This is a genomic window from Streptomyces sp. NPDC052682, assembly GCF_040678435.1.
Lineage (GTDB): Bacteria > Actinomycetota > Actinomycetes > Streptomycetales > Streptomycetaceae > Streptomyces.
On the sequence record NZ_JBFATS010000002.1, the window covers coordinates 227444 to 240729 of the forward strand.

The 13286-nt window shown below is 73.9% G+C and carries 12 protein-coding genes; 6 read left to right on the plus strand and 6 right to left on the minus strand.

The annotated features are described in order from the left end of the window. The first annotated feature begins 154 nt into the window (after positions 1-154). A complete protein-coding gene (locus tag AB0K80_RS03500; protein ID WP_365665368.1) occupies positions 155-1042 on the plus strand; it encodes an alpha/beta hydrolase in 888 nt (295 codons plus the stop codon). Positions 1043-1087: 45 nt separating this feature from the next. On the opposite strand, the gene AB0K80_RS03505 is transcribed toward AB0K80_RS03500, so the two are convergent. The 3 genes from AB0K80_RS03505 to AB0K80_RS03515 all read right to left on the minus strand — a co-directional run bounded on the left by AB0K80_RS03505 (position 1088) and on the right by AB0K80_RS03515 (position 4208). Continuing rightward, positions 1088-2680 carry a transporter gene (locus AB0K80_RS03505; protein ID WP_365665370.1) on the minus strand — a complete coding sequence of 531 codons (1593 nt, stop codon included), beginning with the start codon at positions 2678-2680 and terminating at the stop codon, positions 1088-1090. Then, positions 2677-3468 (minus strand): ABC transporter ATP-binding protein, encoded by a 792-nt coding sequence (locus AB0K80_RS03510; RefSeq protein WP_365665372.1) that lies wholly within the window; start codon positions 3466-3468, stop codon positions 2677-2679. Before AB0K80_RS03510 ends, AB0K80_RS03505 begins: the two co-directional genes overlap by 4 nt. 77 nt (positions 3469-3545) lie before the next feature. After that, the gene (locus AB0K80_RS03515; RefSeq protein WP_365665374.1) at positions 3546-4208 is read right to left on the minus strand and encodes a bifunctional DNA primase/polymerase; all 663 of its coding nucleotides are present in this window, start codon (positions 4206-4208) and stop codon (positions 3546-3548) included. A gap of 295 nt (positions 4209-4503) precedes the next feature. Here AB0K80_RS03515 and AB0K80_RS03520 point away from each other — a divergent pair, with 295 nt between their 5' ends. Together AB0K80_RS03520 and AB0K80_RS03525 are read left to right on the plus strand one after the other, a co-directional pair. Continuing rightward, positions 4504-5889 carry a transcriptional regulator gene (locus AB0K80_RS03520; protein ID WP_365665376.1) on the plus strand — a complete coding sequence of 462 codons (1386 nt, stop codon included), beginning with the start codon at positions 4504-4506 and terminating at the stop codon, positions 5887-5889. Between the two features lie 182 nt (positions 5890-6071). Then, a complete protein-coding gene (locus AB0K80_RS03525) occupies positions 6072-7742 on the plus strand; it encodes a hypothetical protein (protein ID WP_365665378.1) in 1671 nt (556 codons plus the stop codon). A gap of 46 nt (positions 7743-7788) precedes the next feature. On the opposite strand, the gene AB0K80_RS03530 is transcribed toward AB0K80_RS03525, so the two are convergent. Then, the gene (locus tag AB0K80_RS03530) at positions 7789-9099 is read right to left on the minus strand and encodes an ABC transporter substrate-binding protein (protein ID WP_365665380.1); all 1311 of its coding nucleotides are present in this window, start codon (positions 9097-9099) and stop codon (positions 7789-7791) included. A 117-nt stretch (positions 9100-9216) separates the two neighbouring features. Here AB0K80_RS03530 and AB0K80_RS03535 point away from each other — a divergent pair, with 117 nt between their 5' ends. Continuing rightward, the gene (locus tag AB0K80_RS03535; RefSeq protein WP_365665382.1) at positions 9217-9717 is read left to right on the plus strand and encodes a hypothetical protein; all 501 of its coding nucleotides are present in this window, start codon (positions 9217-9219) and stop codon (positions 9715-9717) included. Between the two features lie 65 nt (positions 9718-9782). Beyond that, positions 9783-10664, plus strand: a complete 882-nt coding sequence (purU, locus tag AB0K80_RS03540) for a formyltetrahydrofolate deformylase (protein ID WP_365665384.1) — start codon at positions 9783-9785, stop codon at positions 10662-10664. 27 nt (positions 10665-10691) lie between these two features. Here the strand turns inward: purU and AB0K80_RS03545 are convergent, their stop codons facing one another. After that, entirely contained in the window at positions 10692-11885 is a 1194-nt protein-coding gene (locus AB0K80_RS03545) for a maleylpyruvate isomerase N-terminal domain-containing protein (protein WP_365665386.1), read from the minus strand. After that, the gene (locus tag AB0K80_RS03550; RefSeq protein ID WP_365665388.1) at positions 11882-12463 is read right to left on the minus strand and encodes a sigma-70 family RNA polymerase sigma factor; all 582 of its coding nucleotides are present in this window, start codon (positions 12461-12463) and stop codon (positions 11882-11884) included. The genes AB0K80_RS03545 and AB0K80_RS03550 overlap by 4 nt, the downstream gene beginning before the upstream one ends. 356 nt (positions 12464-12819) lie before the next feature. Between AB0K80_RS03550 and AB0K80_RS03555 the strand changes: the two genes are divergently transcribed. Then, complete coding sequence (locus tag AB0K80_RS03555) at positions 12820-13197, plus strand: STAS domain-containing protein (protein WP_365665840.1); 378 nt, start codon at positions 12820-12822, stop codon at positions 13195-13197. Positions 13198-13286 lie beyond the last annotated feature (89 nt).

Consider the following 13286-nt stretch of genomic DNA (forward strand, 5'->3'; position numbering starts at 1 on the left):
ACTCATATGAGGGGTGTTAGCCGGCGAGACACCGTTTTCGAATAAACATTCGATAGTCTGCGGGTGACGGGCCGGGCGGAACCCGCGCTCCACAGATGTGCACGGAATCAGAGGCCACAGACACGGCAGCGGAGCTTGGGGGGTGCCAGGACCGATGGTGCGACGCATCGACGTGACCGGGGTGGGCGGCGTACGTCTGGCCGCCTGGGAGTTCGGCGACCCGCCGAAGACCGACCCGGCCGCGGACCCGCCGGACCGGGAACCCGGCGCACGCCCCCCGGGCGTGCTGTTACTGCACGGCCTGATGGGCCGCGCCTCGCACTGGGCGTCCACCGCCCGCTGGCTCTCCGGGCGCTACCGCGCCGTCGCCCTCGACCAGCGCGGCCACGGCCAGAGCGAGAAGCCCCCGGAGGGCTCCTACACCCGTGACGCGTACGTCGAGGACGCCGAGGCGGCCCTCGAACAGCTGGCGCTCGCCCCGGCCGTCCTGGTCGGCCACGCGATGGGCGCCCTGACGGCCTGGCAGCTCGCCGCCAAACGCCCCGACCTGGTCCGCGGCCTGATCATCTGCGACATGCGGGCCTCCGCGCTCGGCGCGGCCTCGCAGCGCGAGTGGGCGCAGTGGTTCCAGTCCTGGCCCCTGCCGTTCGCCACGCTCGCCGACGTCCGCAAGTGGTTCGGCGAGGACGACCCCTGGGTGGAGCGCCCGAACCCGGCCCGCGGCGCGTTCTACGCCGAGGTGATGGCCGAGTCCCCGGACGGCTGGCGCCCCGTCTTCGAGCCGGAGCAGATGCTCCGCTCCCGCGAGACGTGGGTGTACGACGCGCACTGGGAGGAGCTCGCCCAGGTGCGGTGCCCGGCGCTGGTCGTGCGCGGCCTGGACGGCGAACTCGGCCGCGCCGAGGCCCAGGAGATGGTCCGCGTCCTGCCCCAGGGCCAGTACGCGGAGGTCGCCGACGCGGGCCACCTCGTGCACTACGACCAGCCGGAGGGCTGGCGCGCCGCGATCGAACCGTTCCTGGACGCCCTCAGGGACGGCTGAGCGGGGACGGCTGAGCAGGGACGGCTGACGGGCTGCGAGGAGCCCTCAGCCCTTGCTGACCGCCGCCAGGATCTCCGGCAGCCGCCGTGCCGTCCGCGGGGCGGCCAGCCGCAGGCCGAGGGCCGTCAGCCCGGCCCCGTACCCCGCGCCCACCGGCAGCAGCAGCAGGCTCCACGCCTCGCCGGCCGGGCTGACGTTCACCCAGATCGCCAGGGCGATGACGGGCGCGCACAGCAGCGCGGCCGCGATCATCCCGCCGAAGATCGAGATCCAGGCGAGGCCCGCCTGCCCGGGAGCGACGTTCTTGTGCCCCTCCTGCGGGATGGAGTACGGGAAGCGGGCCGAGGTCCAGGCACCGGTCGCCAGCATCGCGCCGAGCAGGGCGTACGACAGGCCCAGGGCCTCCGGCAGCCGCGGCCAGTCACCGAGCATGGCCGTCGTGAGCACGGTCACGAGGGTGGCGTACGGCAGCGTGATCACCAGCAGGGCCAGCGCCCGCGCGCGCAGTTCGACGTACGCGTCCCGGGCCGAGGAGATCGTCATCGCGACGATCCAGAAGGCGGAGGTGTCCTGCCCGAACTGGTTGTACATCTGGATGCCGAGCATCCCGGCCGCGAAGCACGCGAAGTACACCGACCCGGTGCCCTGCCAGGCGTTGAACACCGGCACGATCAGCCCGATGGCCAGCGACGTCACCCAGGCCGCCTTGGTCTTGGGGTCGCGCCACACGTACCGCAGACTGCGCTCCATGACCGTGCCGGTACGGCCCTGCGGCAGCAGCCGGGACAGTCCGGTGGAGGTCCGCTCCCGTGCGGCCGACTCGGCGGCGGGCAGCGTGGAGCCGTCGGGCGCCGTCATCAGCCGCGTCAGATGCCGCGACCACACCCCCACCAGCGCTGCCAACGCGGCACCCGTGAGGGCGAGTTGGGCCGCGGCGACGCCGTACGAGCCCTCGCTCACCGCGTGCACCGCGCCGAGCGCCGACGCGGGCGGCACCCACTGGAGCACGTCGGCCGCCGGGTCGAGCTGCGCGAGCCCGGACGAACCCAGCCGCTGCGCCCCGAAGTTGACGACCTGCGCGCCGACGGCGATGACCAGCCCGCTGAGCACGGCCAGGTCGCGTCCCTTGCGGCTGGTCAGCAGCCGTACGTTGGCGGCGGCCACGGCCCGCGCGAAGGCCACGCACACCAGCAGCCCCAGGGCGACGGCGAGGACACCGACGGCGTACGCGGCCCCGCCGTGCGCGACCGCGATCACCGAGCCGGTCAGCAGGCACAGCGTGAACAGCGGCCCGATGCCCACCAGCGAGGCCACCAGCAGGGCCCGCACCAGCGGCCCGGGCCGCAGCGGCAGCATCACCAGCCGGGTCGGGTCGAGTGTCTCGTCGCCGCTGGGGAAGAACAGCGGCATCACCGCCCAGCCCAGCCCCAGCACCGCCACCAGCAGCACGACCAGGGCCTCGGCGTGCGCGGTGCCGCGCAACGCGATCAGGCCGAGCAGCTGGAGCGCGGCGAACAGCAGCGCGGCGACGGCGGAGGCGATGTACGCGGCGCGCCGCCCGCCGGACTGGCGCAGCCCGTTGCGCAGCAGCGACAGCTTCAGCCGGACGACGACCGGGGTGAGAGGGGGCGCGCTCACCGGTTCCCGCCGCCCAGCCAGTCCAGGTCCGTACCGGTGTCCCGGCCCTGGGCGCCCACCAGTTCGAGGAACGCGCGCTGCAGCGAGGGCGCGTCACCGCGCACCTCGGCGAGCGGTCCGTGGGCGCGGATCCGGCCGGCCGCCATCACCGCCACCCAGTCGCACAGCGACTCGACGAGCTCCATGACGTGGGAAGAGAACACGACCGTGGCGCCCGACGCGGTGTACCGCTCCAGGACGCCCCGGATGGTCTGCGCGGAGACCGGGTCGACGCCCTCGAACGGCTCGTCGAGGAAGAGCACTTCGGGGTTGTGGAGGAGAGCGGCCGCGAGCCCGATCTTCTTGCGCATGCCGGTCGAGTAGTCGACGACGAGCTTGTGCTGTGCCCCGGCCAGGTCGAGCACCTCGAGCAGCTGCGTGGCCCGCTTGTCGACCTCGGCCCCGGGCAGTCCGCGCAACCGGCCCGAGTAGGCCAGCAGTTCACGCCCCGAGAGGCGTTCGAACAGCCGCAGGCCCTCCGGCAGCACGCCGATCCGCGCCTTCACCTCGACCGGGTCCCGCCACACGTCGTGCCCGACGATCTCGACACTGCCCTGGTCGGGCCGCAGCAGCCCGGTCACCATAGACAGGGTGGTGGTCTTCCCGGCCCCGTTCGGTCCGACGAGCCCGATGAACTTCCCTGCGGGCAACTCCAGATCGATCCCGGCGACAGCGACCTGCTGCCCGAACCGTTTCCACAGATCCCGCACCCGTACGGCACTGACGCCCACCGCATCTCCCTCCGTCAAGCAGAACCCTACGGTGGGACAGCGAACCGGAAGGGGCCCGGGGGACGGACGGACACCAGGCAGGAGAGCAGGCGCCCTCAGCGATCCCTGCCGCAGGCGTAGGCCAACGGCGAGATCAGCTCCTCCGCGTCCGGCAGCCACCGGTTCGCGGGCGTGGGCCGGCAGGCCCACTGCACCGCCCCGCGCGAGCCGAACCTGGTGGGCGGCGCCGCCACGTACGCTCCCTCGCCCAGCACGGTCAGATCCAGGGACGACAGCGACCAGCCCAGCCTGCGCACCAGATCCGGCACCTTCACCGACGCTCCGGGCAGCACGAAGAACTGCATGCGCCGATCCGGCGTCAACGTCACCGGGCCGAGCGTCAGTTCCATCCGCTCCATCCGCGCCAGCGCCAGGAACCCGGCCGTCTCCGGCACCGAGATGGCGTCGAATGTACGGCCGGTGGGCAGCAGGATCGACGCCGTCGGCGTCTTCTGCCACATGCGGCGGGCGACGGTGGCGCTGCCCGTGGCCTGGGTCTCCCAGTCCGGGCGGGCCGGGTGGGCGCCGGGCAGCGGGCACGCGGCGTCACCGCAGGAGCAGCGCGGCGTGCCGTCGACGGCTTCCAGCCAGGTGCCGGGGAACACGTCCCAGTGCCGTTCCTCGGCGTAGCGGACGGCGGTCTCCAGCAGCGATTCCCCGCGCTGCTTCGGGACTTGAGCGGCTTCGGTGCCGGCGATCGTCTCTTCCACGATGAACACAACTCTAGCCGTCACCAGGGGTTACGCCCAGGCGAATGCGCGGGGGAGGAGCACCGATCCGGGGTCCGGGGCGCATGGGTGCATGTGCGGGGGCGCGCGGGAGGGTCGACGACCGGAGCGGGGTAACCACGAGGGGGATCGACCCAGTCTTTCCCCGGCAATCTTCACATGCCTCGCATTGTCGGCATGTCGACGGGGCATTGATCTTCCCGGCCGGGTCCCTTCCCTGGGACCGGCCGGGAAGACACGTCAACTCGGTGCGTGGGCAGGCACCACAGCCACAGGGGGTAGTGCCATGGCCGCCAGGCCTCTCGTCGCGCGGCAGCCGAACGAACGGCTGCAGGCGCTCATCCAGGAAGCCGGATGTTCCAACGCCGGGCTCGCCCGCCGGGTCAACATGTGCGGCGCCGAGCACGGTCTCGACCTGCGCTACGACAAGACGTCGGTGGCGCGCTGGCTGCGCGGTCAGCAGCCGAGGGGGCGGGCTCCGGCGATCATCGCCGAGGCGCTCGGCCGGAAACTGGGCCGGACGGTCACGATCGACGAGATCGGCATGGCCAACGGCAAGAACCTCGCCTCGGGGGTGGGGTTGCAGTTCTCCCCGACCGTCCTCGGCGCCATCGAGCAGGTGTGCGAGCTGTGGCGCAGCGACGTGGGCCGCCGGGACTTCCTGTCCGGCTCCTCCGTCGCCGCGTCGGCGCTGGTCGAGCCGAGCCGGGACTGGCTGATCTCCGCGCCGGACGCCTCGGTGGCCCGTTCGGCCGGGGCGCGCGTGGGCCCGTCCGACGTGGCGGCAGTACGGGACATGACGCAGGCGCTGGTGGAGCTCGACCACCAGTACGGCAGCGGACATGTGCGGCCGGTGGTCGTGCACTACCTGAACAGCGTGGTCTCCGGGCTGCTGGCCGGCTCGTACCGCGAGAGCGTGGGGCGCGAACTGTTCGGCGCGGTCGCGCGGTTGACGGAGCTGGCCGGGTACATGGCCGTCGACACCGGGCAGCCGGGGCTGGCGCAGCGGTACTACATCCAGGCGCTGCGGCTGGCCCAGGCGGCCGGGGACCGGGGGTACGGCGGGTACGTACTGGCGGCCTCCATGAGCCACCTGGCCGCGCAGCTCGGCAACCCGCGGGAGATCGCCCAGTTGGCGCGCGCGGCGCAGGAAGGGGCGCGCGGGCACGTCACCCCCCGCGCGGAGGCGATGTTCCACGCTGCCGAGGCGCGCGGGCACGCCCTGCTGGGCGACGCGCGCGCCGCGCAGGCGGCGGCCGGGCGCGCGGTGAGCGCCCTGGAGGCGGCCGACCCGGACTCCGGGGACGACCCGGCGTGGATCGCGCACTTCGACGAGGCGTACCTGGCGGACGAACTGGCGCACTGCCACCGGGACCTGGGGCATGCCGAGGCGGCGGCGCGCTACGCGCGGGAGTCGCTTGCCGGGCACCCGGAGAAGCGGGCGCGGCGGCGGGCCATCGGCTATGTGCTGCTGGCCACCGCGCAGGTGCAGCAGCGCGAGATCGAGCAGGCGTGCAGTACGGGCATGAAGGCCGTGGAACTGCTCGAGGGGCTGCGCTCCAACCGGGGAGCGGAGTACCTGGAGGACTTCCAGCAGCGGCTGGAGCCGTACCGGGAGGAGCCGGTGGTGCGGGAGTTCGGGGCGCGGCTGGACCTTCAGGCGGCGGCCTGACGGTGAACGGGCGGGGAACGCCGGGTTGACGCGGAGGAGGTGAGGGCGCGGACGTGCGGGGGCCCGTCTGTTACGGCGCTCACAGGGCGGGAGGTCAGGCCCTGTGCGGCGTGGCACCGGGCTGAGGGGACCCGGTAGCGTGAGCCGACGATTCACAAGGTCCCCCATTAGTAGGAGTCCCGGTGACGCAGAGTGGACAGGGCGAGGAGCCCTCGGCGCGCCCCGCGCGCGAAGGCATCGTGCTGCCCTCCGACGGTGGCGAGCCCCTGCTGCCGGGCATGACGGGCGGCCCGGCCGCCCCGCCCGGCGGTCACGGCGCGGGCTCCCGGCCGGGCGGCCAGGCCCCGGCCTCGCCGCCCGGCGGCCAGACCTGGGGCGGGCCGTGGGGCCCCGACCAGCACCAGCAGCAGGGCCAGCAGCAGGGCCAGGGCTGGCAGTCCCCGCCGCCCCAGCAGCAGTGGGGCGCGCAGGATTCCGCCCCGTGGGCCACGCAGGACCGGCCGGGCCCCGGCCCGCTGCCTCCCGAGGACGCCCAGCCCCCGGCCCACGGCGGGCAGCCGTCGTACTCCCTGCACGCGTACGGCCCCCAGGGCGGCAGCGCCGGCGACCCGGGGCCCGCCTCGGGCTACGGCGGTCAGGGGTACGGGTCCGCGCAGGGCGGGAGCGCGCCCACAGGGCAGCCCGGCGCGGGTTATGGCGGTCAGGCCTACGGGTCTGCCCAGGGCGGGGCCGGGCCGCTGCCGCCCGCCGCCGATGAGGGGGCCACCCAGTACCTGCCGCCCGTCCCGGGCGGGCCGGCCGCGGACCAGGCGGCCACCCAGTACCTGCCGCCCGTGCCCGCGGCTCCCGCGGACGAGGGGGCGACGCAGTACATACCCCCGGTGCGGGCCGGTGCGCTGCCGCCCGAGTCGCCCGCCGAGACGGACTCCGAGGCGACGCGGTACCTGGGGCGGGTGCCGCGCGACGGCGCCGGGCCCCTGCCGCCCGCCGGGAACCCGGACGCCGAGGCCACGCAGTACATCGCGCCGGTGACCGACGGGCACCGGCAGCCGCCCGCCGGGTTCGAGAACCTCTTCCGCAGCGAGCCGGGCGGCGACGGCCCGGCCGGCGCCACCCAGCAGATGCCCCGGGTGCAGCAGCCGCAGCCCGCGTACGGGGCGCCCCAGCCCTCCTACGCCCCGCCCGGCGACGGTGACGGCGGGGGGCGGGGCGGCCGGGGCGGCCGTTCCGGTTCCCGAGTGCCGGTCATCGCGGCCGTCGGCATCGGCATCGCCGTCCTCGGCGTCGGTGCCGGGGCGCTGCTCGGCAGCGGCGGGGGCGGCGGCGACAAGGGCGGCAACCAGCCCGTCTCCGCGGCCTCGCCCGCGCCGAGCGGCTCCGCCTCGCCGAGTGCCGACCCGGTCCGGCAGCAGGCGGTCGAGCTGGACAAGCTGCTGGCCGACAGCGGCGCCAGCCGGACCAGCGTGATCAGCGCGGTCGCCGACGTGAAGGCCTGCCGGAACCTTGCCCAGGCGGCCGGCGACCTGCGCGACGCGGCCAAGCAGCGCAACGAGCTGGTGACCCGGCTGTCCGGCCTGACGGTGGACCGGCTGCCCGATCACGCCGCCCTGACCAGCGCCCTCACCAAGGCGTGGCAGGCCTCCGCCTCCGCCGACAACCACTACGCGGCGTGGGCCGGCCAGGTCGGCGGCAAGAAGGGCTGCAAGAAGGGCCAGGCCCGCATCACGCCCGAGGCGCAGGCGGGCAACCGGGCCAGCGGCACCGCGAGCGCGCAGAAGGCCAGGGCCGCGCAGCTGTGGAACGCGATCGCGCGGAAGTACGGCCTGACCGAGCGGCAGCCGACCCAGCTGTGAGCGGCCGCGGGCCCGGGAGCGTTCCCGGGCCCGCCCGCCCGGCGGCTCAGATCACCTGCGCGTCCCTCAGCGTCCCGGTCGTGTCCACGAAGCCCTTGCGCACCGCGACCAGCCGCCCCTGCCGGACGACCTGGAGTGTCACGTTGGCGTTGACCAGGCGCGGGAAGCCGACGGAGGCCAGCTTGTCCTGGAACCTCCAGCGCAGCGTCGGCGTCAGCCCGCCCGTGGTGACCTGCAGACCGCCGTCGAGGGCCCGCCGGACCGTGTCGGCGCTCACCTCGCCGCCGCCGAGCGACTCGACGGCCTGCCGGAAGACGGTGTAGGCGATGTAGGTGGTCTGCACCCCGGCGTCCGCCGGGTCGATGCGGTTGTCGCCGAAGGCCTCCCGCCGGATCACCTTCTTCATCCCGTCCCACCGCGGGTCGCTCGCCACCGGGTACCAGCCGGTGATGTACGAGTCCTCGTACGGTCCCGCGGCCCCGCCGGTCGCGTCGATCGTCGTCTGGTCGACGCTGCCGAGCACGGTGGCGGTGCGCACGTCGGGGTAGTCCGCGCGGGCCCTGCGGAAGAAGTCCATGAAGGTGCCGGTGCGGTCGCCGAGCGCCGGCACCACGCAGCCCCTCCTCGCCGCGTCGGCGGTCGCCGACTCGAGCGCCCGCTGCGCCTGGCCGTCGTACTCGGTGGCGTCCTCCGCCGCCCGCTGGTCGTGCGACGCCGGGTGCCCGCCCTCCGTCAGGCCGGCGTCGAGCAGCGTGGGCAGCTGGTCGCCGGCGATGGTGTCGGGCCTGACCAGGGTGACCGGGCCGCAGCTGCGGGCGAGCGCGCTGCCGAGGCCGGCCAGCAGGGCGGGCTGGCCGCCGTTGACGGGGTACGACAGCGGGCTGGTGAACTCGTCGTTGGTGATGCCGTAGCCGCCGATGTACGCGATGCCCGCGGCCTCCAGCGGAGGGAAGAAGGTGTCGGTGTACTGGCTGTAGGATCCGACGACCGCGACGGCGTTCTCCTTGACGGCGCGCCGGGCGCACTTGGCGGCCTCGACGCCGTCGTTGTGATCGTTGCAGGTCAGGACGTTGAGCTTACGGCCGTTGATCCCGCCGTTGGCGTTGATCCAGCGGGCGTAGGCGCGGGCGAAGGCGGGCATGCCTGGCTTGTTGGTGGCCTTGGTGCCCTCCGGGGCCCAGGTCATGACGGTGATCGGGTCGTCCCCGGAACCCCCCGTGGTACCGGGGACGACCCCGCAGCCGGCGGCGAGTGACACACACGCCACCAGCGCGCCGGCGGCCAGGGCGGCGGATCGGAGACGACGGGGGAAACGGCCGGGGTGGAAGGTGCGGGGGGTGCGACGCCTACCGGTCATGGGCACGCACGATTCCGTCACATGGATAACCCGTGTGTGACCTTCGGTCAACAAATGGTGACCCGGAGGTGAATTGCGAGGGCTCGTGAAGCCTTCGAGGAGGGGAACGTACGATCGATGACCGTGCAAGGTTCGGAGAACTCTTCCCGTCGCGGCCGTCGCTACACCACCATGGGCGGCATGCCTGTGAACGACATGCCGTGGTGGCGGTGGCGCAGCAATGTGCGGTCCGCGCTGCACATGCTCTCCGATCCCGCCTTCCAGCGGGACGTCTGGCTGGCCGGCGTGGAGGGCTACGGCGATGTGACCGACGCGGTGTACCGGCTGGTGGAGGACACCTGGCTGGACCACTGGTCCGCCGAGAAGTACGTCGGCACGATCTTCCGCGACTCGCAGGAGGCGGCGCTCGTCGACAGCGCGGTGCTGCGCGTGCTGCGGATCATGCACCAGGTGGGGCCGGACGCCCCGGTCCACGCCTACCTCGACCACCCCGCCTGGCCGGAGGCGGTCCAGGCGGCCCGCGACGCCCACGTCCGCCTCGCCACCAGCGACGGCGAGGACCCGGACGCCCCACCGCGCTCCCTGGAGGTCCTGCGCATCCTCACCCGTTCCGCCTGACGAGAGGTGGTCCGGGGAGCGGACGGGCGGGTGGTGGGGGACGGGAATGTGGGACCCTGTCCTGCATGAACGAGCAGTCCACCCGAGCCGCCGCCCCGGCCGACCAGTACGTCCTCACCCTCTCCTGCCCGGACAAGAAGGGCATCGTGCACGCCGTGTCGAGCTACCTGTTCATGACCGGCTGCAACATCGAGGACAGCCAGCAGTTCGGGGACCACGACACGGGACTGTTCTTCATGCGCGTCCACTTCTCGGCGGAGGCGCCGGTGACCGTGGACAAGCTGCGGGCCAGCTTCGCGGCGATCGGTGACTCCTTCCAGATGGACTGGCAGCTCAACCGGGCCGACGAGAAGATGCGCATCGTCATCATGGTCAGCAAGTTCGGGCACTGCCTGAACGACCTGCTGTTCCGGGCCCGCATCGGGGCCCTGCCGGTCGAGATCGCCGCCGTGGTGTCCAACCACACCGACTTCGCCGAGCTGGTGGCGTCGTACAACATCCCCTTCCACCACATCCCGGTGACGAAGGACACCAAGCCGGAGGCCGAGGCACGGCTGCTGAAGATCGTGCGCGAGGAGAACGTCGAGCTCGTCGTCCTCGCCCGCTACATGCAGGTCCTCTCCGACGACCTGTGCAAGCAGCTCTCCGGGCGGATCATCAACATCCACCACTCCTTCCTGCCGAGCTTCAAGGGCGCCAAGCCGTACCACCAGGCGCACGCCCGGGGTGTGAAGCTGATCGGCGCCACCGCGCACTACGTGACCGCCGATCTCGACGAGGGCCCGATCATCGAGCAGGAGGTCGAGCGGGTCGGGCACGACGTGACGCCCGAGGGGCTGGTCGCGATCGGGCGGGACGTGGAGTGCCAGGCGCTGGCCCGGGCCGTGAAGTGGCACGCCGAGCGGCGGATCCTGCTGAACGGGCGGCGGACGGTGGTGTTCGCGTAGGGAGTGCCGACGCGGCGCGGCCGGCCGTCACATCCTGCTCAGGGACGCCGCCGCCAGCAGCACCTCCCTGATCGCCTCCCGGTCCCCGTCCTGGCCGGCGGCGGCCTCCTGCGGGGACAGGTGGCCCGCGGCCAGACGGCAGAACTCGGGGCCGTCGAGCGCGATGTGGGCCACCTCGTGCTCGGCGGAGCCCCGCGCCCCGGGGGAGTCCAGCGGGATGAGCCACTGGCCGCCGCCCGAGCCCTCGATCTCCAGCCGCAGGCTGCGGCCCGGCTCGCCGGCCGTGACGAGGTGCCGGTGGGCGGCGGGCGCGGCGAGTCCGGCGCGGCGGCGGGCGGCCAGCACCCGCGGCAGCATGCGGGCCGCGAGGTCGACCATGCGGTGCAGATGGCACCCGGAGGGCGTGTCGTACGGGTAGTCCACGGCCTCGGCGATGTCCTCCGCGTGCACCCAGCACTCGAAGGCCCGGTCCAGCATGGCGTCGTGCAGCGGCAGTTCGAAGGCGCCGTAGGAGACCGGCAGCCCGCCCGGGCCGTCGCCGGTGAAGGACGCCGTCCGTACGAGGGCGTGGCTCTGCTCCCGCCAGGGCGCCCGCACCGAGCGGGTGGGCGGGTAGTGCGCGGCACGCCAGTACGCCTCGGTACGGGCCGCCGGGGTGGGGGAGCCGGCCCCGGCCTTGCCGAGCGGGTCGCCGAGGCCGAGCGCGACCGCCACCAGCCCGTCGACGGACAGCAGGTGGGCGATGACCCCGGCCACGGTGGTGCGGCGGGTCGTGGCCCGGTCGGCCTCGTACCAGCGCAGCCGTACGGGCGCGTGCCACTCGGCGTCCCCGAAGTCCTGCAGCAGGGCGTCCAGGCGCGCGGTCTCGGCGTCGTAGGGGGCGGCCCACTCCGGCACCGGGACGCGCGGCGGGCGGCGCTCCAGGCAGGACTCCAGGACGCGGGTGCGCAGGCCCGGGTCGAGGTCGAGGCTCTCGGGGCGCTGGAGCAGGCCGACGGCCTCGCGCAAACGCCGCGCCTCGTCCGCGCACGGCCCGCAGCCGCCGAGGTGGTCCTCGACGGCCGCGGCCTCCTCCGCCGAGCAGGCGGCCAGTGCCCAGGCGCCCAGCAGCGACTTGAGCACGGGGTGCTCCAGGACGAGGGGTGCGCGGGCGGACGGGTCCGCCGGTACGGCCGGCCCCGGTGCGGTGCCGTGGTGCTGCGAGACGCCGGGCCCGCTCATGCCGCACCCCCGTATCCGGGCGGCGCCCCCGGCGCCTCGGTGTCGTGGGCGGTGGACAGCAGCTGCAGGCCCAGACGCAGCCGGCGGCGGGCCTCGTCGTCGGTGACGCCCAGGTCGGCGGCGGTCTGACGGTAGTCGCGGCGCTGGAAGTAGGCCTGTTCCAGGGCGGCGCGCAGCGGGGCGGGCATGGCCTGGACGATGTAGTCGGCGCGGGCGGCGACCGCGGCCTGGCGCACGGTGCGCTCCAGCTCCTCGGTGCTGCCGGGGCCGCCGTGGGCGAGGGCGGCGGTCTGCGTGGCGCGCAGCCGCTGGACGGCGAGGCGGTGGGTCAGCGTGGCGACCCAGGTGCGCAGCGGGCCCTGCCGGGGGTCGTAGGCGTCCGGGTGCTCCCAGACGTGGGCGAAGACGTCCCGGGTGATGCCGTCGGCGGCACGTTCGTCGCCGAGGACGCGGTGGGCGAGGCCGTGCACGAGGGAGGCGAAGCGGTCGTAGAGCTCGCCGAGCGCGGCCGCCTCCCCGCGGGCGAGCCGTTGCTGCATCTTCCGGTCCCAGCGGGGCGCTACGTCGTTTTCGGCCATGCGGCTCCCTCACCCCCCGGCTTGTCCTCCACACCCGTGCCTGTCCAGCCTGGGCCCGACGTCTCCTCGAAATGTAGTCGGCACGTCCGGCACCGCACGCCCCTTTATGGCAATGTGCGCCCCCGGCCGCGCCGCAGGTGGTAAAGGGTCACCGGCGCCCGGCACGGGCCGTTCGAGCGGCGCCTACCCACCCCGGCACCCCTCAGACTCGATCGAACAGGATCGAAGTCGGCTGAAACAAGCCTTTTCTGATCGGCATCCGTTTTCCGGGCCTGGTTTCAGGGAAACGGCCGGTGGGCAGCCGCGCTGCAAAGGAAGCGTAGGAACTGCTTCCGTCCGGCCGAGCGAAGGGCGTCCTGGTGACCTTCAAAGTGACCGACGGTGAGCAGGGTCGGTGGGCCGTGCTCGAAGTGTCCGGCGAACTGGACCTGGTGACCTCGCCCCTCCTGCGCCAGCGGGTGCACGACGTGGTGGCCGACGGCCGCCACCGGCTCGTCCTCGACCTCTCCGACGTCCTGTTCTGCGACTCCAGCGGCGTCGGCGTGCTCATCGCCGCCCGCCGTCTGCTGCGCTCCTGCCAGGGCACGCTGCGCCTGGTGCTGCCCGCCCAGGGGGCCGTGGACGGCAGCCATGTCAACCGCGTCCTGGGCGCGCTCGGCATCCACCGGCTCTTCGACGTCCACCCGGACCTCGCCTCGGCCGTGCGCGAGGAGCCGCGCTCCCTGTCCGCGTGACCCCCGGCGGTACGCGGCCCGCCGCACGAGCCGTGGCGGGTGAGCGCCGTCACCCGGGCGTGACACGCCGTTGTCCCGGAATTTCCCCA